The organism is Mycobacterium sp. Aquia_213, from assembly GCF_026625985.1.
Classification (GTDB): domain Bacteria; phylum Actinomycetota; class Actinomycetes; order Mycobacteriales; family Mycobacteriaceae; genus Mycobacterium.
Genome location: NZ_CP113116.1, coordinates 4,022,039 through 4,048,859, shown reverse-complemented (window position 1 = coordinate 4,048,859; position 26,821 = coordinate 4,022,039). Strand labels below are relative to the sequence as shown.

Sequence of the window (26,821 nt, the reverse complement as noted above, 5' to 3'; positions counted from 1 at the left end):
CCGCTCAGCGCCGATCGAGATGAGTCGGGGCTCAATGCCGGCCCGACCCGATGATGAGGATTCCTCACTCGCTCGATAGTGGTTCGTGAGAAGCTCATTCTTGATTTAATGCACGGCTACCGCGGGGGATAACGCGTCAACACTGTGATGGAAGGACTCGGCAGTGAATGAGCGACCTACCGCTGTATTAGGCGATCGCACCGAGGCAGGCGTGAGCCCGTCCCTGGGCGGGTGGCGCCCGAGCACTGCGCCGGCCGCATTCGCGCCACCAGACATCGCTCACATCCTGCAGTACGTGCGCCACCCGGTTCATGTCGTCCGCGAGGACGCCACCGGCCAGCTCGGCCTTGCGATGGGCGGTGAACTGGTCGGTGCCGGTGGGTCCGACGTATCCCTGATGGGGACCCTGCCCCCGATCTATCCGGAATGGTTGGGCGACCGCGAGTTCTGCGAGTCCCACGGGATCCGCTTCCCCTATGTCACCGGCGCCATGGCAAACGGCATCGCCACACCCGCTTTGGTGGTGGCCATCGCGGAGGCCGGCATGCTGGGCTTCTTCGGCGCGGGCGGCCTGTCGTATGCGGCCGTCGAACGCGGGCTGGCCGACATTTCGACCAGGCTGGCGGGCAGAAACCTTGCCTGGGGCGCAAACCTGATCCACTCTCCCAACGAGGTTGCGCTCGAGGGACGGGTCGCCGAGCTGTTCATCGAACGAGGCGTCCGCGTCGTCGAGGCCTCGGCGTTCATGAAACTCACCCCCGCAGTCGTCCACTACGCCCTATCGGGTCTGTCGACCGACCCGGCCGGCGCGATCGTTCGCAACAACCACGTGATGGCGAAGATCTCGCGTCCCGAGGTCGCCCGCATGTTCATGGAGCCCGCGCCCGCAGCGTTGGTATCGGCACTTGTCGCGGCCGGCAAGTTGACCGAGCGGGAAGCCGAGCTCGCACAATATGTCCCGGTGGCCGAAGACATCACGGTCGAGGCCGACAGCGGAGGGCATACCGACAATCGCCCGCTGCCAGCGCTTTTCTCGGAGATCGTGCTGCTGCGGGACAAGCTGGCGCGGCAGCACGGCCTGGCGTCCCGGATACGCGTGGGTGCCGCCGGGGGTCTTGGTACACCGCAGTCCGTTGCCGGAGCGTTCGCGATGGGTGCTGCCTACGTGCTGACCGGCTCGGTCAATCAGGCGTGCATAGAGTCGGGCCTCTCCCCACACGCCCGCGGCATGCTCGCCAAGGCCGGCGTGGCCGACGTGATGATGGCCCCGGCTTCCGACATGTTCGAGATGGGCGTGAATCTGCAGGTCCTCAAACGTGGTGCCATGTTCGGCCCGCGGGCGCGGAAGCTCTACGAGTGGTACGCGGGCAACCCGGACCTGAGTGCCGTGGTGGACAAGCACGGCGCCGAGCTGGAGAAGATTCTCGGCAAGAGTGTCGGGGACGTGTGGGCTGAAACGCATCAGTACTGGGAGCAGCGCGACCCCGCGGTGCTCGAGCTCGCGAATCGAGACTCGAAGTATCAGATGGGGCTGGTGTTCCGCTGGTACCTCGGCAAGTCAAGCCGGTGGGCGATCGATGGCCAACCCGATCGTGTCCTGGATTACCAGATCTGGTGTGGCCCGTCCATGGGAGCCTTCAACAGCTGGGTGGCGGGTAGCTACCTGGAGCAGGCTGAACACCGGACCGTCGACCAGGTGGCGCTGAATCTGCTCGAGGGGGCCACCCACATCAGCCGCGCCCATCAGGCCCGCAAATGCGGTGTTCCTGTTCCGGCCGATGCATTCAACTACATTCCGCGCCCGCTGTCTTTGTAGGTGTTTTCGGCCCGCCGCCGATAATTACCCGTGAGTAACCTGATGCTTGGCCTTGGGCGGCCACTTCGGCGGCGTTTCCGAATCATGGGCCGCTGACGTGGGGTTTGACCAAGATCGGTCCGATAATTCGGCAAAGAAGATCTGGTTTCGGCGCGCATAAACCCCGAGTGGTCGCTCGAATGTTGCTCGAACGTTGGGCGACGAGGAAATGCGTCGGACGGCGGTATTGCCGAATTGGTTCGGCATATCTGCCATGCACCCGATTTCACCACCTTGGCAAATTTTCCGATGCAACTTCCGGAGAAATCAGCCGAACGTGACCAATACCGGATTCGCGCTCAGTTACCAGCCGGTAACCGGATACGGCGCCATTTGCGATCAACCAGATATTTGTCGGATAAGCCTGCGGTGACGCCGGTGCGACGGCCCGTGATGCGCCGGCAAATAGCAAGCGAGCCCCACCGGCGGCGGCTCCGCGGCGTCAGCGAGCGCGGTCTCGTAGCACGGAAATGCCTCGTCCGACCCACCAGCATCACCCCGTCGCTTTCCGCAGGCAACCCAGGAAACCGCCCGATCACCGCCCGCCTGAAAGACGGCCAAGCGGTATTGACTGTTCGTCAGTACAAGACCCGGCGTTCTGATATGGTCCCGGCGAGCGCTAGGCCTGCCCGGGGGTGCAGGTCAATGCAGCAAAACCTCGACGATCAGTCTCGGTGTGTGCCGCAAGTAAACACTCGATGTTGCTCGTCTAGCCAATGCAAAGGTGATCGATGGCATCAAAACACCCCCCTGTTGCGGTTGTTGGTGTGAGCGCGCTGTTTCCCGGGTCTCCCGAAGCCGAGCGCTTCTGGCGCAACATCATCGGCGGCGTCGACCTGTTCTCCGAGGTCCCCGAGTCGCACTGGCGCATTGACGACTACTACCACCCCGATCCGCATATGCCGGACAAGGTATACGCGCGCCGCGGGGGATTCTTGCCGGATGTCGACTTTTCGCCAATGGATTTCGGCATTCCGCCGAACGTTATGCCCGCAACCGATACCGCCCAACTTCTTGCACTAAGGGTTGCGCAGCAGGTATTGGAGGACGCCGCCGGCGGTGATTTTTCTCACATTGACCGCGAGCGAATCAGCGTGGTGCTCGGCGCCTCCGGCGGCACCGAGCTCATCACGTACATCAGCGGTCGTCTGCACCGCCCGGTGTGGGAGCGAGGACTGCGGGCCGCCGGTCTCTCGGAACGCGAGCTCGCGGCGTTCAGCGAACGGGTGACGGCTAACTACGCGCCGTGGCAGGAGAACACGTTCCCCGGACTTCTCGGCAACGTCATCGCCGGGCGCATCGCCAACCGCTTCGATCTGGGCGGTACCAACTGCGTCGTCGACGCCGCGTGCGCCAGCTCGTTGGCCGCTCTTGAGGTGGGGCTGCACGAGCTGTACCTCGGTGAATCCGACATGGTGATCGCCGGTGGAGTCGACGCCTTCAACGACATCTTCATGTACATGTGCTTTGCGAAGGTCACCGCGCTGTCGGCCAGTGGCGACTGCCGTCCCTTCTCCGACCAATCGGACGGCACGATGCTCGGCGAGGGGCTGTCGATGTTCGCGCTCAAGCGTCTCGACGACGCCGAGCGCAACGGCGACCGGATCTACGCGGTGATCCGTGGCCTCGGCACCTCGTCGGACGGCCGGGCAAAGAGCATCTATGCGCCAAGTCCCGCGGGTCAGGCGAAAGCTCTTCGTCGCGCCTACGCCGCTGCCGGCTACGGTCCGGAAACCGTTGGGCTGGTCGAGGCGCACGGCACCGGTACCAAGGCCGGAGATGCCGCCGAGTTCGCGGCGTTGCGCGAGGTCTTCAACGAGTCGGGGCGAGCGGATCGGCAATGGTGCGCACTCGGCTCGGTCAAGTCTCAGGTCGGACACACCAAGGGTGCGGCAGGGGCGTGCGGCCTGTTCAAGGCGGTGATGGCCCTGCACCACAAGGCCTTGCCGCCGACCATCAAGATCGATCGGCCGAATCCCGCCCTCGAGATCGAGCAGTCGCCGTTCTACCTCTCGACGCAAGCCAAGCCATGGATGGCGGACCAGGGTGTCCCGCGGCGCGCCTCGGTCAGCTCGTTCGGCTTCGGCGGCACCAACTTTCACGTCGCCGTCGAGGAGTACCTGGGCACCGGAAAGCGTGCCTGGCGATACCGGTCCTGGGATTCCGAACTGGTCGTGCTGGGCGCGCCGTCCGCGGCAGCGCTCTCCGAACAAGCCGCACAGCTATCGGCATCACTGGTCGATAGTCCCGACATGCTCGGCTGGATCGCGCGCAGCACGCAAGCCGCCTACAACGCTGCGCAGCCCCACCGCCTGGCCGTCGTCGCCGACAGCGTCCCGGGCTTGCAGACGATGCTGAACGAAATCGCGGTCAAGCTCGGCGCAGCGGATGTGCCGCTATCGTTCGCCTCGCCGAGGGGCTACTTCTATTCGGCGCAACGACCCGGGCCCGTCGCCTTGCTGTTTCCGGGCCAGGGCAGCCAGTACGTCGGCATGGGTGCCGACTTGCCGCAGCTCCACGAGCCCGCATTGTCGGCGTGGGAATGTGCCCGCGCTGACCGGTTGAATGCCGATCGCGATCTGCACGAGGTTGTCTGGCCGAAGACGGCGTTCACCGATGACGAGCGCGCGTCGCAGTCGGCCGAGCTGACGAAAACCGAGTGGGCGCAACCAGGCATTGGTGCACACAGCCTGAGCCTGCTCTCGGTGATCCGTGCTCTTGGCATCGCACCCGTTGCCGTGGGCGGACACAGCTTCGGCGAAGTCAGCGCCCTCTGTGCCGCCGGTGTTTTCAGCGGCGAGGTCGCCCTTCAAATCGCGCGCAAGCGTGGTGAGTTGATGGCAGAAGCGGCCATCAACAGCGATGGAGCGATGTGTGCGGTGACCGCGCCCGTCGACCAGGTCCGCCAACTGATCGGGGAGTGGGGGCTCCCGGTGGTCATCGCCAACCACAATGCGCCCAACCAGGCGGTGCTTTCTGGCAACAGCACCGCCATCGAACATGCGGCGCAGCGATTCGCCGCGGCGGGCATCAACGCGCGACGCCTGGATGTCGCGACGGCCTTCCATTCCGACATCGTCAGCCCCGCAGCGGTTCCGTTCGGTTCCTTCCTCGCCGATGTCGCGTTCGGCGTGCCCGAGGTGCCGGTCTACGCCAACGCGACGGCGCAGCCGTATACCGGTGACGCGCAACAAATGCGGACCACGCTCGCCAACCAGATTGCCCAGCCGGTGCGGTTCGTCGAGCAGATCCAGGCGATGTGGCGTGCCGGCGCACGCACCTTCATCGAGGTCGGTCCTGGCGGCGTGCTGACCAATCTCGTCGGCAAGTGCCTCGCCGGCGAGGAGCATTCCGCGGTGTCCCTGGATGCCAAGGGCAAGAACGGCGTTCGATCACTGTGGATCGGATTAGCCCAACTCGTGGCGGCCGGCGTCCCGATGAATTTCGAGCGCCTCTGGGCCGACTATCGCGTCGGCGACGATCCGCGTAACCGCGTTCAGCCGAAACTGACCCTCAAGATCAACGGATCCAACTATGGAAGGCCGCCAATCAGCGACGAGCCGGTGCGGCGGCCATCCGATATCGACATCACTCTCGACCGCAGTGACCGCAGCAACGGACACAGGACCGAATCGGAGTCCAAATTCATGCCATCTGAATCAATTACCCCCGTGGGCCACGTGAACGGCACGGCGCCGGCTGCCGAGCCGCCGCTTCCGGTTGCCCCGACGGTTCTGCCGGTAGCGCCCGCCGCGGCCGCGCTCAATGGGCACGCCGGCAGCAACGGCAATGGTCATGGCGCGCATGTCGGCGCGGCTGCTGCCACCGCCGTGCTGCCTGCACCCGCGGCGCTGACTCTGCCGGCTCCGCGACCCGTCGCGGCGCCCGCGGCCGTACCCGCGCTGAGTGCTGAAGCGGTGACGGAGCTGATCGCGGCGGTAGGAACGCTGCGCAACGGATTCGACCAGCTACAGCGCGTTTTGGAAGGTCTGGTCGTCCCGTCGGCGGTGGCCGCACCTCCCGCTATTGCCAACGGAACTCCGTTGGTGGTGGCTGCCCCGGTCGTGCCGGCTGCGCCGCATAACGGGACATCGACGGCGCCGCTTAACGGGACTCCGGCTCCGGTGGCTGCGGTCGCTGCGCCTGCGCCGGTGGCGTCTGCGCCTGCTGTGCCGGTGGGTGTGGATTTGGTGGGTCAGATGTTGGATGTGGTGGCGGATAAGACGGGTTATCCGGTTGAGATGCTTGATTTGTCGATGGCGTTAGAGGCGGATTTGGGCATCGATTCGATTAAGCGGGTGGAGATTTTGTCGGCGGTGCAGGAGCGGGTGCCGGCGTTGCCTGATGTGGAGACTGGGGCGATGGCGGCGTTGGGGACGTTGCAGGAGATTGTGGATTACCTGCAGTCTTTGATGGCTCCGGTGGCTCCGGTGGCGCACAACGGGACTCCCGCTGTGCTGGCTGCGGTCGGTGCGCCTGTGCCGGTGGGTGTGGATTTGGTGGGTCAGATGTTGGATGTGGTGGCGGATAAGACGGGTTATCCGGTTGAGATGCTTGATTTGTCGATGGCGTTAGAGGCGGATTTGGGCATCGATTCGATTAAGCGGGTGGAGATTTTGTCGGCGGTGCAGGAGCGGGTGCCGGCGTTGCCTGATGTGGAGACTGGGGCGATGGCGGCGTTGGGGACGTTGCAGGAGATTGTGGATTACCTGCAGTCCTTGATGGCTCCGGTGGCTCCGGTGGCGCACAACGGGACTCCCGCTGTGCTGGCTGCGGTCGGTGCGCCTGTGCCGGTGGGTGTGGATTTGGTGGGTCAGATGTTGGATGTGGTGGCGGATAAGACGGGTTATCCGGTTGAGATGCTTGATTTGTCGATGGCGTTAGAGGCGGATTTGGGCATCGATTCGATTAAGCGGGTGGAGATTTTGTCGGCGGTGCAGGAGCGGGTGCCGGCGTTGCCTGATGTGGAGACTGGCGCGATGGCGGCGTTGGGGACGTTGCAGGAGATTGTCGATTACCTGCAGTCCTCGGTGGTCCCCGTCGCGCATAACGGCGCCCCACCAATGCATGCGCCACCACCGGCCCCGGCTATCCCCAACGGCACCGTAGCGGGTGACCGCCTCCCTTTTGAGTTAGCCGGAGCAGCGATCGCCCGCCACGCGGTGCGCGCAGTTGCTGCTCCGGCCAGCGGGATGGCAATGCCAGGGCTCTACAGCGCCGCCAACGTGGAGATCGTCGCGACGTCACCCGGCGTCGGCGAGGCTCTGGCGGCCATCCTGCGCACCCACGGCATTAGCGCCAGCACCGTGACCGAGCCGAACGTCAACGCCGAGGCCGTGATTCACCTCGGCGGCCTGCAACATACAACCAGCCGCGCAGACACGCTGGCCCTCAACCGGGTGGTCTTTGCCCATGCGCAACGCGTCGCCACGCGATTCGAGGAGCAGGGCGGCGTCTTCGTCACCGTTCAGGACACCGGCGGCACCTTCGGTCTGCTCACCGAGCCGGGCTCGCGCGCCTGGGCCGGTGGCATCGGCGCCCTGGCCAAGACTGCCGCACAAGAATGGCCGAAAGCGCAAGTCAAGGCCATCGACATCGCGGTCGGGCAGCTGACCCCGATTGCCATCGCCGAGCACATCGCCCACGAGATATTAGCTGGCGGAGCCGAACTGGAAGTCGGCCTGGGCAGCACGCACGGACGGGTCACCATTGTCGCCGACGCAACCCCGGTGGCCACGCACACCCGTCGGATCGACCAGCGCGACGTCATCGTCGTGTCGGGCGGGGGCCGCGGGGTGACGGCGGCCTCGGTGATCGCCCTGGCAGAACAGACACAAGCCAGCTTCGTGCTGATCGGGCGCACCGAACTCGGCGACGAGCCACCGGCCGCGCAAGGGCTGACAACCGACGCCGAGCTCAAGCGGGCATTGCTGACAAGTGCTGCGGCGCAAGGACTTAAGCTCACACCGAAACAGCTGGAACAACAGGTGCGGCGCATCCTGGCCGATCGTGAGGTGCGCGCCACCCTCGCCGCCCTGACCGCCGCCGGCTCCCGGGTCCGGTACGCCACGGCCGACGTTCGCGACGCGTCTCAACTCGGTGCGCTGCTCGACGGCGTGCGCGCCGACTTCGGGCCGATCACCGGGTTGGTCCACGGAGCCGGTGTATTGGCCGATGCGCCTTTGCACAAGAAGACTTTGGATGGATATGACCGTGTCTTCGAGACAAAGGTCGGCGGTCTGTGCGCGCTGCTCGATGCGACGGCCACCGATGCGCTGAAGCTGGTCTGCCTGTTCTCGTCGGTGGCGGCGCGCAGCGGCAACGTCGGCCAAAGTGACTACGCGATGGCCAACGAGATCCTCAACAAGGTCGCCCTGTCCGAACAGGCCCGCCGCGGTCCTGGCTGCCTGGTCCGGGCATTGGGTTGGGGCCCTTGGGATTCCGGGATGGTGACACCCGGCCTCAAGGCGATGTTCGAGTCCCGGGGAATCTCCTTGATCCCGCTGGCCGACGGTGCCCGGGCCTTCGTCTCCGACGTGCTGGACGCGCAGACCGTTAGTCCCGAGGTGATTCTCGGCGACGGCGTACTGGCAGGTGTGCCAACCCATCCGGTGCCGGCCGAAGGTCGGGTCGCCCGGGTGGTGGCCCAGGCGGCCCGCCAGCCGTATCTGCTCGACCACCGCATTCAGGGCAACGTGGTACTGCCCATCGTGCAAGCGCTGGAATGGTTCGTGCGGATGGCGCAAGCTTGCCGGCCCGGCCAACGGGTGGATCAGATTTTCGACCTTCGAGTGCTGCGCGGCGTGACACTGCACGACATCGATCAACGCGGTGATGCATTGCTGGTGCGTTGCGCGTCGGTGGAAGATCACCCACATCGGCTGGCGTGCACGCTATCCGACGCTTCGGGATCGACCGCCTACTATTCGGCGACGGTCGAAATGGGCTCGGGTGCAATGGCAATACCGGTGCCCGCGGCCGCGCCCATCGGCGGCCGGCAGCTGAACCGCGACACCTGCTACACCAACGGCGCGCTCTTCCATGGCCCCGCTTTCCAGGTCCTCGAGAGCGTCGAATGCCAGACGTCGACCGCCACGGCGCCGTTGTACGGGCTGACGGTGGTGGGTTGGCCAGGCGAAGGCTGGGCGACCGATCCGGCCGCGCTCGACGGCTGTCTGCAAGCGGCATTGGTATGGAGCCATGAACAACTCGGGGCCAAGGTGCTGCCGCTGCGGGTGGGCGAGATCGTGCGTTACCGAGCTGGTGCGCTGGGGGATGGGTTGCGTTGCGTGCTCTCCAACGGTGTGGCCAAGAACAGCCGAGCCGTTTGCGACCTGGACCTGGTCGACGCGGACAACCTGTTGGTTGCCAGCATCAAGCGACTTGAGATGTACCCGTACGGCAGCTGATCCAACGTGACCGATGCTGCGGAGCCGTCTTGAAATTTGAACCCATCGCAATCGTCGGCCAGGGCTGCGTTCTTCCCGGCGGCCTGAGTCCCGATGGGTTGTGGGACACGGTGCGCACGGGCCGCGACGTGCTTGGCTCTGCGCAGCCGGGCTATTGGGGCGTATCGGCGGAGCACATCCTGCGCGACCAGAAGAACTCGGCCTTCCTGGACCACACCTGGTCCGACCGCGGCGGGTATGTGCGGGGCTTTGAACAGGTTTTCGCGCCTCGGGGTCTTCTCGTCGACGCCGCTGAGTTCGATGGACTCGATCCGCTCTACCTTTGGGCCGTCGAGGCGGCCCGGCAGGCCATCGACGGCGCGGGCTGGCGTGCCGGCGAGGTCCCCGGCTCGGCCGGGGTTGTCCTCGGCAACTTGAGCTATCCGACGAAAACGATGACGGATCTGGCCGAAAAGGTCTGGCGTGGAAAAGAACACAAGATCGACTGGCGCAATCGGTTCATGTCCGGTTTGCCCGCCCATCTCATCTCAACCGCGCTTGGGTTGACGGGAGGCACTACCGCCCTCGACGCCGCGTGCGCCTCCTCTCTGTACGCCATCAAGCTGGCGTGCGACCGGCTGCACGACCGCACCGCGGATGTGATGCTGGCGGGCGGCGTCAACGGTGCCAGCGACTTGCTACTGCACGTCGGCTTCAGCGCGCTGCAGGCGCTGAGTCGTTCGGGGCGGTCGCGTCCATTCCATCAGGACGCGGACGGCTTGGTGCCTGCCGAAGGCGCGGCGATTCTGGTGCTCCGAAGGCTCGATGACGCAATTGCTGACGGCAACCACATATTGGGCGTCATCAGGGCGGTCGGCCTCAGCAACGACGGCCGCGGGCGCGGTCTGCTGGTGCCCTCGCAAGAAGGGCAAGAACGTGCGATGCGGCTCGCCTACGAGATGGCCGAGCTTGAGCCGCAAGATATCTCCTTGATCGAGTGCCATGCCACCGGAACCGCACGTGGCGACCTGACCGAACTGATGAGCATGGCACGCATCTTCGCCGGAATGACGAACGTGCCGATCGGATCACTGAAATCCAATCTCGGGCACTCCATCACGGCATCCGGTGCGGCGGGCGCCATCAAGGTGCTCGCGGCGATGCGCGCCCGGATACGTCCGCCGACCCTGCATGCCGACGATCCGCTGCCGTTTATCGCCGACTCTCCGTTCCGTCTGCTCACCGATGCCGAACCCTGGCATTGCGTCGGACCACGTCGCGCCGCGATCAACAACTTCGGCTTCGGCGGCAATAACGCCCATCTGCTGCTCGAAGAATGGATCGAACCCGCCAACCAGCCCGTCGCCCAATCGAGATGGCCGGTGGCCCCCAATGAAGCCGATGGTGAAATCGCGATCGTGGGGCTTGGCCTGCTAGTAGGCGATGGGCACGAAACATCTTCGGTAGCAGAACATCTGGTCAAGAACCAGCCGATTCCCCGTCCCGACGACAACGGTGTCGTCAGAGCGCGGATGACCGAGGTTTGCCTCGACCTCACTCAGACACGTTTCCCACCCACCGATCTCAAGCAGACCCTGCCTCAGCAAATCGCCCTGCTCGGTGCGGCCATGAATGTCGGTGGTCTGATCAAAGATCTGCCACCGGACCGGACAAGCGTCATCGTCGGGATGGGCTGCGACGCCGAGGTGGCCCGACTCGGCGTGCGGTGGCGGTTGGCCGGCGAGATCGATGACCCGGATCTGCTGGCGACGGCGCGCGACGCGGTCGCCCAAGGGTGGACCGCCGCCGGTGTGGTGGGCGCCATGCCGAATATTGTGGCCAACCGGCTGAACAGCCAGTTCGATCTTCGCGGGCCGAGTTTCACGGTATCCCGTGAGGAACTGTCCGGCACCACGGCACTGGAGATGGCCGCCCGCGCATTACGCCGAGGTGAGATCGACGCGGCCGTGGTGGGGGCGGTGGACCTCAGTTGCGAACCCGTGCACGAAGCGGCGGCCAAGGTGCTACTCGGATCCGGCGAGCAGATATCCGGCGATGCCGCCGTGGTATTGGTCCTCAAGCGCGCCGACGATGCACGTCGTGATCACGATACGGTTCTTGCCACGCTGTCCGTAGGCCAACGGCCACACGGCGATTGCCTTCGGTTGGGCACCGCACCCGGCGCCCTGAATCTCTCGCCGCTACTCGGCCACGCCCACGCCGCCTCCGGACTGTTGCACGTCGCCGCGGGCGCTCTGTACGGATTTCTTGGGGTGCGGCCCGATGGCACGCCATGGTCGTCGGAGGCGCGGGAAGTCGTGATCGCGCTCAACGCGCTGGCCGGCCAGGAGCAGCAAATCGTGCTGGTGCCAGCGCCGGCGACACAGCATGATGCCAGTGCGCTCGACACCCACCGGACGGTGAACGAATCCGGGTCGGGAAAGTCGACCTGGCTGCGCTTTCCCGGTCACCTTCCCGAGGTTCTTCTGCCGAACGATGGTGCTTTTGACCAGAATTCACCTTCCGTAGCAGTTCCGCCGGACACCGCGGGACGCCCGATCGTCAACAAAGGGGAGCAGCGAATGGCGACACACCTCCCGGTTCCCCCGGCGCTGCCCAAGGCCGAGCAGGCAGTGGCGCGGACGCCGCTGGGCGCGGCCCTGGCCGCGCAGACGCCGCCGGAACCGCTGGCGGTTGCGTACGACATCGACACTCACGCGACCACCGCTGCCGGGAGTGTCCGCAATGGCTCTGACCACGACGGCTCCGCGTCACATTCGAACAATGGCGACGCGGCATCGAAGCCATTGGCCCACAATGTGATCGACAAGTTGCCGCTCGCGGGTTCCTGCAAGGCGGTTCAGCCGGCTCGGCCCGCCGATAAGCGAGTTCCGGCGCCGACCGCCAAGCGCGCGCCGGTGGGCCTCACGCTCGACAAGGATGGCCTGCGGGTGCACGCGTCGGGGAAGATCTCCGACATTTACGGCCAGGCGTTCACGGTGCAGGACAACTACCTTCGACAGGTGCGGATGCCGGAACCGCCGCTGCTGCTGGCGGATCGCCTGCTGGGCATCGACGCCGAGCCGGGCAAGAACGGGACCGGAACACTATGGACCGAAACCGATGTCACGCCGGATTCCTGGTGGCTGCACCAGGGCCGGATGCCCGCCGGCATCATGATCGAGAGCGGACAAGCCGACCTCATGCTCATCTCTTGGATGGGCGCGGACTTCGCCAACCGAAGCGACCGGGTGTATCGGCTGCTGGGCTGCGAAGTGACCTATCTGGGTGGGCTGCCCGAAATCGGCGACACACTGCGGTTCGACATCCACGTGGACGGCCACGCCCGTCAGGGTGACATCCGCATGTTCTTCTTCCACTACGACTGCACGATCGACGGCGTCGAGCGGATGTCGATGCGCAACGGCCAGGCGGGGTTCTTCTCCGACGAGGAGTTGGCCGCGTCGGGCGGGGTGCTTTGGCGTCCCGAGGACGAGACCGTCGACGGACCGATGGAACCGACACCGTCACAGACCTCGCGCACCTCGCTGCCGCGTGCCGACCTGGAAGCGATTGCGGCCGGCGAGATCTGGCGGACATTCGGGGCCGGCTTCGAGCGCGCCGCCAGCCACACCCGTACGCCGGGGATCGCCGGCGGCGACATGCTGTTCGTCGACGAGGTGACTCAAATCGATTTCTCGGGCGGGCCGTGGGGCCGGGGTTATCTGCGGGCCGTCGCGCAGGTAACTCCCGAAAAGTGGTATTTCTCCGGCCATTTCAAGAATGACGCGTGCATGCCTGGCACCTTGATGTTCGAGGCGGTGATGCAGACGATGGCGATCTACATGACCGCCCTCGGCATGACGCTGGAGTGCGACGGGTGGCGGTTTGAACCCGTGCCGTATGAGACTTACAAGTTGGTCTGCCGCGGTCAGGTCACCCCGCAATCACGCCAGCTGGTCTACGAGGTGTTCGTGCGGGAAGTCCTCGCCGGTCCCGAACCCACCCTGTTCGCCGACCTGCTCGTCACCGTCGACGGCCTGCCGGCGTTCCACTGCCGCCGGATGGGACTGAAACTCTCACCCGGCTGGCCGATGGATCTGGGCACCAAGGAACTCCAGGGATACGTCGAGCCCAAGCCTGTCGCCGAAGCCAACGGCTTCAGGTTCGACTACCAGGCGATGCTTGCCAGTGCGATCGCCAAGCCGTCGTTGGCCTTTGGCCCGTTGTTCGAGAAGTTCGACTCGCACCGGAAGGTGGCGCGGCTGCCCGGGCCGCCGTACCACTTCATGTCCCGGGTCACCGAGCTGGTCGGCGAGATCGGCGTCGTGAAGGCCGGTGCGGAGGTCGTCGTCGAGTACGACGTTCCCAGCGACGCTTGGTATTTCGCCGCAAATGGGACGCCGACGATGCCCAACGCGGTGCTGATGGAGGTCGCGCTGCAACCCTGCGGCTGGCTGGCCAGCTATGTCGGCTGCCCGCTGGAAAGCGAACGCGACCTGTACTTCCGCAACCTCGACGGAACAGGTCGGCAGCATCGGGAGATCACCCCGTCGACCGGGACGCTGCGCACCAAGGTCTCGCTGAAGAGCATCGCCCAGGCGGCCGGAACCATCATCGTGAGTTTCGACGGCGAGATCCACGCCGACGACGGACCCATCTACACCTTCGACACGGTGTTCGGATATTTCCGCCGCGAAGCGTTGCAGAACCAGGTGGGGCTGCCAGTCACCGATGAGCAGCGCGCTTTGGTGCAGCGTGCGTGCGACGCACCCACCGTGGATCTGCACACCCGCCCACAGGAGTTCTTCGGCCCGGGTGCGCGGCTGGCGGAACCGATGCTGTTGATGGTCGACCGGGTGACGGGCCGTTGGCCCACCGAAGGCGACGCCGGCCTCGGGCGGTGGCGCGGCGTGAAGGACGTCGACCCCGCCGAGTGGTATTTCAAGGCGCACTTCTGCCAGGACCCGGTGCAGCCGGGGTCGCTGGGCATCGAAATGATGCTGCAACTCCTGCAATTCGCGATGCTCGATCACGGGCTGGGCAAAGAAGCGGGACCGTCGGCGCGTTTCGAGCCGGTGGCGCTCAACGATGCGATCACGTGGCGCTATCGCGGGCAGATCGTGCCGACCAACAAGCAGATCACGTCGGAGGTGGAGATCACCCGCATCGCACGCGACGAGGGTGGTGTTCCCGGCATACTGGCCGTCGCCGATGCGTCGCTGTGGGTGGACGGAAAGCGCATCTACAGCGCGAGCAACCTCGGCATGCGCATCACGCGTCAGGCGCCGCCGCACCACTCCCAAGCGCAGCTCGGCTCGTCCACCACGGCACCGGCCGTCCCGGCACCGGGCGCCGCGGCACCGTCACCCGCTGCCCAACCGACGACGGCTCAGGCCACGACGGTGGGGATGACCATCGACCCGGCCCACGACACCTGGATCACCGATCACTGTCCGACGTATGTCATTCCGTCACTGCCGATGATGTCGGTGTTGGACCTGTTCGCGCAGGCGGCCAGCCGGGCCGTGGGCACCGCCCACGTCGTCGACGTCACCGACGTGCGGGTGGTGCGCTGGATCATCATCGATTCGCCCAAGCAGCTGCGGGTGGTCGTCGAGCCGGTCGAGCCCGGTCGATTCGAGGGCCGGCTGCAGGTGTGGCGAGATGCGCCGAACGCGAAGTTGTCGCGCTGGGAGACGCACGCACACGCGACGATCGTCACCGCGGCCAGCTACCCGCAGGGACCGTCAACCCAGCCTCCGCTGCAGGAGGCGGCGCCGTTTGCCACGCCGTATGACACCAGCGCGGTGTTCCACGGGCCGGCCTTCGCGACGCTGATGGACGGTGCCCGCATCGGCCGCAACGGCTCGTCTGGCACGCTTGCCGTCGAGCGCTGCACGGTTCCGGTGGGGCTGCTGCAGCCGGGACTGCTCGACGGCGCATTGCATATCGTCCCGCACGCCGCGATGAGTGTGTGGACATCGAAAGATGTTGCCGTCGAGTCATATTCGGATGCAGCCGACCCGACCGTTGCGTTCCCGAGCCGTGTCGTGTGGGCCCGGTTCTACAGCGACGCCCCGGTGACGGGGACAGTGGACGTCGAATCTCGATTCGTCGGTTTTGACGACGACGAAGCCCGCATGCCGGTCATCGATCTGTGGCTGAGCGTCGCGGGTAAGCCCTGGGCATACATCCGGCTCGTCGAAATGTTGCTGTCCAAGGGGCCGCTCGCCCAAGCCCACGGCCTGAAGCGGCGCGCGTTCCTGGCCGAGCGCCGGCCGGTGCCGGGGATGTCGTTGAGCGAGCGGCTCGGCCACGGCACCGTCACCCTGGATGCCGAGCGCGCGGCCACGCTGGATTGGTTCAAGGGCACCTTGAACACGGTTTATTGCACTGACAGCCAAGGGGATTCGCTGCTTGTCGAGATCGCGACCAAGGAAGCGATTGCCGATGCCGCCGACAACGCCATCCACCCGTCGCAGGTCCTCCTCGTCGACGGGCAGGTGAGCTGTCCGGCGCTGCCGCTAGAGCGGATCTCGGTTGAGATCGAGCGGCCCGGCCCGCGGGTCTGCCGCGCCAGCGCGTCGTTGCAGACAGACTGGCGACCGGTGCGCGACCGGTGGACGGCCATGCTGGGAATCGAGCCGGACGGGTTCGGCGATCTGCTGCACTGGGCGTTGTTGTCGCGCTACGTCAGACACGTCGTCGTGACGGATCCGGTTGCGATGGCGGCGATTCAGGGACGCCCGGTGTTGCTGTTGGGCAACCACCAGGTACAGGTCGAATCGTTGTTGGGCACCACGATCGCGTCGTGGCTGACCGGCACGCAAGTGGTGCCGATCGCCCACGCGAAGCACGAAAACCGTTGGATCGGTGATCTTTTGCGGCTCATCGATGCGGTGGCGGGCCGGGACCTGAGCACCATCCGATACTTCGATCAGCATAGTCCGCAGCAGTTCTTCAGCCTGGTCGAGCAGATCAAGCGCGACGTCAGCACCCACCGGGCGTCGACGATGGTGCACGCCGACGGAACTCGGCAGGTCCGCTCGGGTCAGCGCGTCGAGCGGCTCACCTCGACGTTGCTGGACATGGCGATTGAGGTGGCACTGCCGATCGTGCCGGTGTACTTCGCCGGGGGATTGCCGGAGGAGCCGGTGGACGGAAAGCTCGAGGTTCCGTATCGCCATGCCGCGCAGGACTACATCTTCGGCCGGCCGATTATGCCCGACGAGCTGGCGGCTTGGCCTTATGCGCAACGCCGTCGCCGCGTCATCGATGCCGTCAATGCACTGGCTCCGTTCAGCGATGCGCCGAACCCGCCAAACCAGGCCGCGGAGAACCGAATTGCGGCCGCAGCCCCGGGTGCTTCGCCCCTGGAGTCCATCTGGGCTTGCATCGAGGACGCCCTGGATGCCGTTGCGACGAATTGGCGCGACATGATCGGCACCGATCGATGGATGGCGGCCCGATCAACCCGACGCCGCACCGTCAGTGATGATGGTGACCCTCAGTCGCCTCCGGGGAGCCGCCCATCATACGTACCATCGGGATCCCCCCGGACGTGACGAACCGGACGACCAGCACCACCGCGAGAACGAGAAACACGATATTGAGCCAGGTGGTGTAGTTCCACGAGATCGACGCCTCCATGACGGTGGCATTGCGCTGGGCCGGAATGAGATTCGTTGTGCCGAACAGCAATTCGACGAGGTAGCCGGCGGCGACCATCGAGGCGTAGAAGGTGCCGAGCAACGTCAGCATCATCCTGGTGCCGTAGTACTTCCGGTAGATGTTCAAGATCGGCAGGATCAGCAGGTCGGCATAGATGAAGGCGATCACGCCGCCGAAGCTGATGCCTCCGTTCCACAGCACCGCGGCCAACGGCACATTGCCGATTGAGCAGACGAAGGACACGATCGCCACGACGGGGCCCACGATCGGCCCCCACACTGCCGACCAGCCCGGGTGGTCAGCCAAAAAGAATTCCCGCCAGAAGGCTTCGGGTACCCACGCCGCGATGGCACCGGCGATCAGCAGACCCAGCACCAGGTCGCGCAGGATCGCCAGCCATTCCATGACGAACACGTGCGAAACCGAGGTGAAGCCCTCAGCGGAAAACAGTCGCTGGGTAAATGAGCCGTCCCGTTTGATGGACATGTCCATTGCGGCATGGCCCTCCATCGAGCCCGCAATTCCCCGCTCGGCCTGCTCGCGCGCGGCGTCGACGAGGCGGGATCGGACGAACAGCCGGAACAAGACGGCCAGGATGACGATCATCAGCGGGCCGCCGACGAACTCCGCGGCGGTGAACTGCCAGCCCATCAGCAGCGCCAAGATGATGCCCAACTCGACCACGAGGTTGGTGGAACCGATCTCGAATGCCATCGCGGCGGTGAAATGGGCACCCTTGCGGAACAACGACCGGGCCAAGGCGACGGCGGCGTAGGAGCACGACGACGATGCCGCCCCCAGACCGGCCGCTATCGCCAGGGTGCGTGGTCGGTCGTCGCCGAGTAGCGCCACGATCGTCGAGCGCCGCACCACCGCCTGCACCACCGCCGACAGCACGAAGCCCAGGATCAGCGCCCACAGGATTTCCCACGTCATTGACCCGGCCAGCGCCAGGGCATGCTCGATTGCTGCCAGCGCCTTGCCTGCCATGGGCCCGCTCCCTCTCTTCCCGCTGATCATCGCGTATCCGCGAGAATTTCGCCCATGCGGCCGCGGACCCGAAGAGACGGTCGGGATGCCCGAGAAACGACTTTGATCGTGAGCCGCATCAACTATTTGTGGGACTAGCGTCCAGGTCGTCCGGCGATATTGGCTGGTCAACGAGTTCGCCGATTCGCCAACGTGGCCGCGCGGGAACGGGTAGGTTCCTCGCCGTGGAGGTGGTCATGACCGCGGGCGCTCGCTCATGTCAGCTCAGCGCCCGGAGCGCGGTAGCGCCGTCGCCGGAAGAGCGCGAGCGGACTGGATCGTTGCTGAACCGCGCGGCGGTACACTTCGTCGAATACAGGGTGGAGCCCGCGGTAGTCGGAGCGCAAGTCGGTGCGGTCGCGAAAGCGACGCGGTCGCGGACGGGAGTCGCGGTCGCCGACGATCCCGCAGACACCCGCCCCATCTTTGAATTCTTCTTATCCAGGGTGGTGCTGCCAACATAGAAGTTCGTATCGGTCAGCGGCATGGGTGGTGCTGCGAAAAGACCGGGCCGCGGTATCGCGTGGGGGACGTGATGCGCACCAATATTTTGAAAGAAATCGGAAGGTAGCGTTATGTCCGTACTCGAGTCCTCCATTCCTGCGGTGCTGGGCGAAAATGCTCGCCGGCAGCCAAATGACACGGCATTCACATTCATCGACTATGACGTGGATCCGAAAGGCTTCGCCGAAAGCTTGACCTGGTCGCAGCTGCACCGGCGCGCGTTGACCGTTGCCGAGGAGCTCCGCCGCTGCGGGACCACGGGCGATCGGGTTGCGATATTGGCTCCGCAGAGCCTCGACTACGTCGTTGGCTTTCTGGGCGCGCTACAGGCGGGCTTCATCGCGGTTCCGCTGTCGGTCCCGCAATTCGGCGCCCACGACAGCCGCATATCGTCGGCACTGCAGGATTGCACCCCGGCCGCCATTATCACGACGTCCGCTGTCGTTGACGGGGTCGTCAAATATGCTGAGTCGCACGGCGGTTCGGCCGCCCCGACGGTCATCGAAATCGACTCACTCGACTTTTACTCCGCCGGTGAATTCAGCCCGGCCGAATACGCGCATCCCAAGGAAGCGTATCTGCAGTACACGTCGGGATCGACCGGCCAGCCGGCCGGTGTCGTGATCACTCACGAGAACGTGGTGACGAATTGCCAGCAGCTCGAGTCGGGCTTGTTCGACGTTTCCGGGCCGCCGGAGACGCTGGTGTCGTGGCTGCCGTTCTATCACGACATGGGACTCCTTCAGGGCATCTGCTTCCCGACGGTGTGGGCACGTCCCGCGGTGTTGACGAGTCCGATCGCATTTCTGATCGAGCCGGCTCGGTGGATGAGGCTGCTTGCGAGCAGTCCCCGGCCGTTCTCCGGCGGGCCGAACTTCGCTTTCGACCTGGCGGTGCGCAGAATATCGGACGACGACATGGCCGGGCTCGATCTGAGCGGTGTGGTGGGGCTCGCCAATGGCAGTGAACGGGTGCAGCCGGCCTCGATCGCGCGCTTCATGGAGCGATTCTCCCGATACAACCTGCCCGAGACGGCCATCCGGCCGTCCTATGGGCTCGCCGAGGCGACGCTGTACGTCGCCAGCGCGAAGACGGGGCAGGCGCCCAAATCCGTGCGCTTCCAGTACCAGCAACTGTCGGGCGGCCAAGCCACGCCATGCACCGAGGAGCAAGGCGGTAGCGACCTGATCAGCTACGGCGCCATGAAGTCGCCACTGGTGCGCATCGTCAATCCCGAAACCAAGACCGAGACGGCATCCGGTGTCATCGGCGAGATCTGGGCGCACGGGTCGAACATCGGCAACGGGTACTGGCGCAATCCGGAGCGGACCAAGCGCACTTTTGGTGCACGGATTACCACCCCGTCGGCGGGCACACCGGAGGGTCCCTGGCTGCGGACGGGCGACCTGGGGTTCATCTGCGACGGCGAATTGTTCATCATGGGCCGCCTCAAGGACCTGCTGATCGTGGACGGGCGCAATCACTACCCGGACGACATCGAATCGACGATCGGGCAGATCACCAAGGGCCGGGTGGCCGCGATTTCGGTCGCCAATGACACCACCGAGCAGCTTGTCGCCATCGCGGAGGTCAAGAACCGGGCCGGCTCCGACGAGGATGCTCAGCAGAAACTCCGCTCGATACGGCGCGATGTCGCCGCCGCGATATCGAGCGCACACGGCGTCCGTATCGCCGATCTCGTTCTGGTGGCGCCCGGTTCGCTTCCGCTCACGACGAGTGGCAAGGTGCGCCGCTCGACGTGTGTCGAGTCCTATCGGCTCGAAGAGTTTGAGCGCTTGGACGTTTCGGCGTGACATCGGCCGGTCCTGACGAGGCCGGGGGGCTAGAGCGCTGGTTGATCGACTATCTCGTTACCGAGATCGGTTGTGATCGTGACGATGTCGGCCTCGATGTGGCGTTCAACGACTTGGGAGTGGGCTCGCGAGACGCGGTCGTGCTCTCGGGGGAGTTGGCGACGGTCGCTGGCCGGCCGGTGTCGCCGTTGGATTTTTGGCAGCACCCCACGATCAACGAATTGGTGCAGTTTCTGACCACACCCGAGTCGGAGTCCGAGGCCCAGGTGGTCTCGGCGGAGCGCGGTTGGGCCGACGAGCCGATCGCGGTGATCGGCTTGGGATGCCGGTTCCCCGGGGATATTTCCGGGCCGGACGCGTACTGGCGGTTCTTGTGTGAGGGCCGTTCGTCGGTATCCGAGGTGCCTGCCGACCGATGGCTGCCGTTCGACGACGGTTCGCCCGAGATCGCGACGGCATTGGCCGCCACCACCCGATGGGCGTCGGTGTTGACCGATGTCGACGGTTTCGACGCCGAATTCTTCGAGATCTCCCCGCATGAAGCGACGGCGATGGACCCGCAGCAGCGGTTGTTGCTGGAGGTGGCCTGGGAAGCCTTGGAGCATGCCGGGATTCCCGCGGAATCACTGCGGCGATCGCAGACGGGGGTTTTCGCCGGAGCGTGCGCGACCGACTACGGGTATCTGGCCGGAACGGACCTCAGTCGTGTCGACGCGTGGAGCAACATCGGCGGCGCGCTGAGCATCATCGCCAATCGGCTGTCGTATTTCCTGGATCTACGCGGTCCGTCCGTGTCGGTGGACACGGCCTGCTCGTCGTCGCTGGTGGCCGTGCACATGGGATGTCAGAGCCTGCGCACCGGGGATTGCGATCTGGCCATCGCCGCGGGCGTGAACCTGCTGTTGTCGCCGGCCATCTTCCGCAGCTTCGACGGAGCCGAAGCGTTGTCGCCGACGGGTCAGTGCAAATCCTTCGACGCGGACGCGGACGGATTCGTCCGCGGCGAAGGCTGCGGCGCGGTGATCCTCAAGCGAGTCAGCGACGCCGTGCGCGACGGGGATCGGGTGCTGGCGGTGGTGCGGGGATCGGCGGTCAATCAGGATGGCCGGTCCAACGGGCTGATGGCACCGAATCCGGCCGCGCAGATGGCGGTGCTGCGCGCGGCGTGCGCCAACGCGGGCGTCGCGCCACATCAGGTCGACTATGTCGAGACCCATGGCACCGGAACACTGTTGGGCGATCCCATCGAGGCGCGTGCGCTGGGCACGGTGCTGGGTCGCGGACGTCCCGAAGACGGTCCGCTGCTGCTCGGCGCCGTCAAATCGAACATGGGTCATCTGGAGGGGGCGGCCGGAATCGCCGGCCTCATCAAGGCGGTGCTGGCGGTACACCGCGGGCACATCCCGCCGAACATGAACTACCGGACGCCGAATCCGCACATCCCGTTCGACGAGATGCGTCTGAAAGTCGTTGCAGAACCCACGGATTGGCCGCAGACCGGGCTGCCACGGCGAGCGGGCGTGTCGTCGTTCGGCTTCGGCGGCACCAATGCCCACGTGGTGGTTGAACAGGCCCCGGATCTGGATCCCGTTGCGTCCCAACCAGTCCCGGCGGTGAGCACGCTGGTGTTGTCGGGCAAGACGAGCGAGCGGGTGAGCTCGCTGGCGTCGACGTTGGCCGACTGGATGGACGGCGACGGCGCGGACGTGGCATTGCCCGACGTCGCGCACACGCTAAACCACCACCGGTCCCGGCACGGGCTGTTCGGCACCGTCTGTGCGCGCGATCGTGCCCAGGCGACCGCTGGGTTGCGGGCGCTGGCTGCGGGCATGCCGGCCGACGGGGTGGTGGCCCCGTACCCGGGAACGTCGCGGCCAGGCACGGTGTTCGTGTATTCCGGTCAGGGCTCCCAGTGGGCGGGAATGGGCCGGCAGTTGCTGGCCGATGAGCCGGCTTTCGCCGCGGCGGTCGCCGAGCTGGAGCCGATATTCGTTGCCCAGGCCGGGTTTTCGCTGCAGCAGGTACTGGCCGAGGGCCAGCCGGTGACCGGCATCGAGCGGATTCAGCCGCTGCTGGTGGGTGTGCAGCTGGCGCTGACGGCGCTGTGGCGCTCCTATGGCGTAGAGCCGGACGCCGTGATCGGACATTCGATGGGTGAGGTCACCGCGGCCGTGGTGGCCGGGGCCTTGAGCGTCGCCGACGGCTTGCGGGTGATTTCCACCCGGTCGCGGTTGATGTCACGGCTGTCCGGCCAGGGGGCGATGGCGCTGGTGGAATCCGACGCCGCGGCCACCGAGAAGCTGCTGGTCGATTACCCGCAGGTGAGCATCGCGGTGTATGCCTCGCCGAGCCAGACGGTGATCGCCGGGCCGCCCGATCAGGTCGACGCGGTGATTGCGGTAGTGGCCGACGCCGACCGGCTGGCCCGGCGCGTCGAGGTCGACGTCGCCTCCCATCACCGCATCATCGAGCCGATCCTGCCCGAATTATGTTCTGCGCTAGCCGATTTAGCCCCGGATGCGCCGGCCATCCCGGTGATCAGCACTACCAGCGGACCCGATGAGACGCCGGCGTTCGACGCCGACCACTGGGCGGCCAACCTGCGCAACCCGGTTCGGTTCAGCCAGGCCATCGGCACGGCCGGTGACAGCCATGCCACGTTCATCGAAATCAGCCCACACCCCTTGCTCGCCCACGCCATCAATGACACCCTCGGCACCGGTGACTACCGGATCGTCAGCACCTTGGCGCGCGACGCCGACGACACGCTGGTGTTCCACACCAACCTCAACGCGAGCCACCGCGGCCATCCACCGCAAACCCCGCACCCGCCCGAACCACATCCGTGCCTGCCCGCCTCGCCCTGGCACCACACCCGCCACTGGATCGGCGCCGGAGAGCATCGTGCGCAGTTGCCGGCTGGCGAAACCGCGGCGGCCGGAGGTCGCACCGTTTCGGTGCATCCCCTGTTGGGGGTGCACGTGCGGCTGCCCGAGGAGCCCGAACGTCATGTCTGGCAGGGCGAAGTCGGCACCACGGCACAGCCATGGCTCGCCGACCACCAGGTGTACGCCGTGCCGGCGCTGCCCGGAGCCGCGTACTGCGAGATGGCGCTGGCTGCGGCCCGCGAGACCCTGGGTGACGCGTCGGAGGTCCGCGATATCCGGTTCGAACAGATGTTGCTGCTCGACGGCCAGACCGCGCTGAGCGCCGACGCGTCGGTGCAGGCTCCCGGTGTCGTCTCCTTCGCGGTGCAAACCGATGAGGAGGGGGAGTACACGCGGCGAGCCGCCGCGACCCTGCAGGCCATCGACGAGCTGGGCCAGCCACCGGTACACGACGTTGCCGCCCTGCTCGCCGCACATCCGAACCGGGTGGACGGGACGCAGCTGCGGGCGTGGTTCGACAACCGCGGAGTCCGGTTCGGCCCCGCGTTCGCGGGTCTGGCGGCCGCGCACACCGCCAATACCGCGAACGGCACCGTGCTGGCCGAAGTCGGACCCCCGGAGCAGGTTAACTTGCAGCACAACGCTTTTCAGGTGCATCCCGCGCTGCTCGACGCCTGCTTCCAGTCGGTCGCGGCGCATGCGCGCAGCAGCGAGATCGCCGACGGCGGTCTGCTCTTGCCGCTAGGGGTGCGCCGGCTGCGCAGCTACGGGTCGCTGCAGAACGCCCGTTACTGCCTGAGCCGGGTGACCGAGGCCAACCAAATCGGGATGGAAGCCGACCTCGACGTGTTCGACGAGAACGGGGCCGTGCTGCTGATCGTGCGTGGGCTGCGCGTGGGTAGCGACGTCTCCGAAAGCGGCACACGCCAACGAGTCCTGGCCGAGCGCCTGCTGACGATCGACTGGGAGCCGCACGATCTGCCCGCCGCGGCGGACGGTGCGGCCGGGACCTGGTTGTTGCTGACGGCCTCCGATGCCGATGACTCGTTGGCCGCCCGGCTCGCCGACGCGCTGAAAACCGAAGGTGCGCACTGCGAAACCGGTCGCTGGCCGAACGGTGGACAGCCCGGCCTGCCGATAGGCGATGCCGCCGGTGTGGTGGTGCTGGCCGGGCCGGCATCCGACGACAACGATGAGCAGTGCCCGGCCCGCGGCCGCGAGCAGGTGCGGCATCTGGTCGGGATCGCCCGCGCGCTGACCGAAGCATCCGAGGACCCGCCCCGTTTGTATGTCGTGACCCGCAACGCCCAGACCGTGTTGCCCGATGACCCGCTCAACCTGGAACAAGCGGGGCTACGGGGGCTGATGCGGGTGATCGCCGCCGAAGATGCCGAGCTGCGGGCCACCCAGATCGACCTGGATGAGGCTACGGACGCCGCACAGCTGGCGCGCCAGCTGCTGGCTGGTTCGGACGAGGACGAAACCGCCTGGCGCAATGGGCGGTGGTACACCGCGCGGCTGCGCTCGGCCCCGCTGCGACCCGACGAGCGGCACACCGCCATCGCGAACCATCAGCTCGACGGCATGCGCCTGGAGATCCGCACTCCCGGCGACCTGGAAGGCCTGGAACTCGTTGCGTTCGAACGCACCTCACCGGGGCCGGGCCAGATCGAGGTCGCGGTCACCGCGTCCAGCCTCAACTTCGCCGATGTGCTGATCGCCATGGGCCGATTCCCCAGCGTCGACGGGCGTCAACCGCGGCTGGGTATGGACTTCGCGGGCGTGGTCACCGCGGTCGGGCCGGGCGTCACCGACCGTCAGGTGGGTGACCGCGTCGGCGGCGTGTCCGAAAACGGCTGTTGGGCAACGTTCGTCACCTGTGACGCCAAACTTGCCGTGACACTGCCGCCCGGCCTGGACGCCGAGCAGGCCGCGGCGGCCACGACGGCCTACGCCACCGCCTGGTACGGCCTGCAGGACATGGCCAGGATCAAGCCCGGGGAGCGAGTGCTGATCCACTCCGCAACCGGCGGGGTGGGGCGCGCCGCGATCGCGATAGCCCGGTTGGTGGGGGCGGAGATCTTTGCCACGGCGGGCAGCCCGCAACGGCGTGCACTGCTGCACGACATGGGCATCGAGCACGTCTACGACTCGCGCAGCACCGAATTCGCCGACCTCATCCGCCGCGATACCGACGGGTACGGCGTCGACGTCGTGCTCAACTCGGTCACCGGTGCCGCCCAACGCGCCGGCTTCGAACTGCTGGCGATCGGTGGCCGCTTCGTGGAGATCGGCAAGCGCGATGTCTACGGCGATACCCGGTTGGGCCAGTATCCCTTCCGCCGCAACCTCACGTTCCACTACCTCGACCTCGCGCTGATGGCTGCCAGCCACCCCCAGCAGGTGGGGGACCTGCTGGGTACCGTGTACCGGCTCGTCGGAGACGGCGAGTTACCGCCGCTCGAGCACACCGCCTATCCACTTGACCAGGCGGCCACGGCAATTCGCGTGATGGGTGCGGCTGAGCACAACGGAAAACTCGTGCTGTCCATCCCGCGCGAGGGGCAAAGTACCGTGCTGGTACCCCCGGAGCGGGCCAGCGTATTTCGCGGCGACGGTTCCTACATCATCACCGGCGGCCTGGGCGGACTCGGGCTGTTCCTGGCCACCGAGATGGGCAAGGCGGGCTGCGGCCGGATCGTGCTCACCGCCAGGGCCAACCCAACTCCCAAGGCGCGGCAGGCCATTGAGCGGATCCGCGCCGGCGGCGCCGACGTCGTCGTGGAGTCCGGCAGCATGGCCGAGGCCGACACCGCGGCCCGGGTGGTGGCAGCGGCCACGGCCACCGGGCTTCCGCTGCGCGGGGTGCTGCATGCCGCGGCGGTGGTCGTGGACGCCACTCTGGCCAACCTCACCGACGAGGTGATCGACCGTGACTGGGCGCCAAAGGTTTACGGCGCATGGAACCTGCACCACGCGACGGCCGGCCAGCCACTGGACTGGTTCTGCTGTTTCTCCTCCGCGGCCGCGCTAGTGGGCTCGGCCGGACAGGGCGCCTACGCGGCGGCCAACAGCTGGGTCGATGCCTTCACGGTATGGCGGCGCAGCCTGGGCCTGCCGGCGCTCGCCATCGCGTGGGGGCCGTGGGGCGAGGTTGGGCGTGCCACGCACCTGGCAGCGGGCGGGCGCACCGACATGATCACTCCCGACGAAGGCGCGTACGCATTCCAAGAGCTGCTGCGTTATAACCGCGGCTACACGGGCTACGTCCCGACGACGGGCACGTCCTGGCTGGCCGAGTTGGTTGGGCACTGCCCGTTCGCGGAAGCCTTCCAGGACGCGGGACCGCACCAGGCCGCCGGGACCACGTTGCGTACCGAACTTCGCTCGCTGCCGCAGGACGAATGGCCCACCCGGCTTCAGCGTCTGATCACCGAGCAGACCGGCCTGATCCTGCGCCGCACCGTCGATCCGGACCGCCCGTTCGTCGAACACGGACTGGACTCACTGGGCAATCTGGAGCTGCGGACCCGCATCGAAGCCGAGACCGGTGTCCGGATCACTCCCAAGGCCATCGCCACCCACAACACGGCCCATGCTTTGAGCGTGCACCTGGCCGAGACGCTGGTGGCCGGCGAGGTCGTAGCGAAAGCCTGACGGCAAACCCGG

General features: G+C 66.3%; 6 protein-coding genes. 5 read left to right on the top strand and 1 reads right to left on the bottom strand.

The features are described from left to right. Positions 1-211: 211 nt before the first annotated feature. The 3 genes from LMQ14_RS18770 (at position 212) to LMQ14_RS18760 (ending at position 16,811) form a co-directional block, all read left to right on the top strand. Entirely contained in the window at positions 212-1,816 is a 1,605-nt protein-coding gene (locus LMQ14_RS18770; RefSeq protein WP_267731035.1) for a PfaD family polyunsaturated fatty acid/polyketide biosynthesis protein, read from the top strand. An 806-nt stretch (positions 1,817-2,622) separates the two neighbouring features. Continuing rightward, positions 2,623-9,264: a type I polyketide synthase gene (locus LMQ14_RS18765; protein ID WP_267731034.1), complete on the top strand. Its 6,642-nt coding sequence runs from the start codon at positions 2,623-2,625 to the stop codon at positions 9,262-9,264. A gap of 29 nt (positions 9,265-9,293) precedes the next feature. Beyond that, positions 9,294-16,811 (top strand): beta-ketoacyl synthase N-terminal-like domain-containing protein, encoded by a 7,518-nt coding sequence (locus tag LMQ14_RS18760; protein ID WP_267731033.1) that lies wholly within the window; start codon positions 9,294-9,296, stop codon positions 16,809-16,811. On the opposite strand, the gene LMQ14_RS18755 is transcribed toward LMQ14_RS18760, so the two are convergent. After that, positions 16,735-17,907, bottom strand: coding sequence for a permease (locus LMQ14_RS18755; RefSeq protein ID WP_267731032.1), 1,173 nt, complete (start codon positions 17,905-17,907; stop codon positions 16,735-16,737). The genes LMQ14_RS18760 and LMQ14_RS18755 overlap by 77 nt on opposite strands. Before the next feature lie 614 nt (positions 17,908-18,521). Here LMQ14_RS18755 and LMQ14_RS18750 point away from each other — a divergent pair. Next, a complete protein-coding gene (locus LMQ14_RS18750; RefSeq protein WP_267731031.1) occupies positions 18,522-20,264 on the top strand; it encodes an AMP-binding protein in 1,743 nt (580 codons plus the stop codon). Next, the gene (gene pks2 / locus LMQ14_RS18745) at positions 20,261-26,809 is read left to right on the top strand and encodes a sulfolipid-1 biosynthesis phthioceranic/hydroxyphthioceranic acid synthase (RefSeq protein ID WP_267731030.1); all 6,549 of its coding nucleotides are present in this window, start codon (positions 20,261-20,263) and stop codon (positions 26,807-26,809) included. The genes LMQ14_RS18750 and pks2 overlap by 4 nt, the downstream gene beginning before the upstream one ends. Positions 26,810-26,821 lie beyond the last annotated feature (12 nt).

What these genes read in the sequence shown, in the direction of transcription:
- LMQ14_RS18755 (WP_267731032.1), bottom strand. Translation starts at nt 17,907, where the DNA reads ATGGCAGGCAAGGCGCTGGCAGCAATCGAGCATGCCCTGGCGCTGGCC.
- LMQ14_RS18750 (WP_267731031.1), top strand. Translation starts at nt 18,522, where the DNA reads ATGTCCGTACTCGAGTCCTCCATTCCTGCGGTGCTGGGCGAAAATGCT.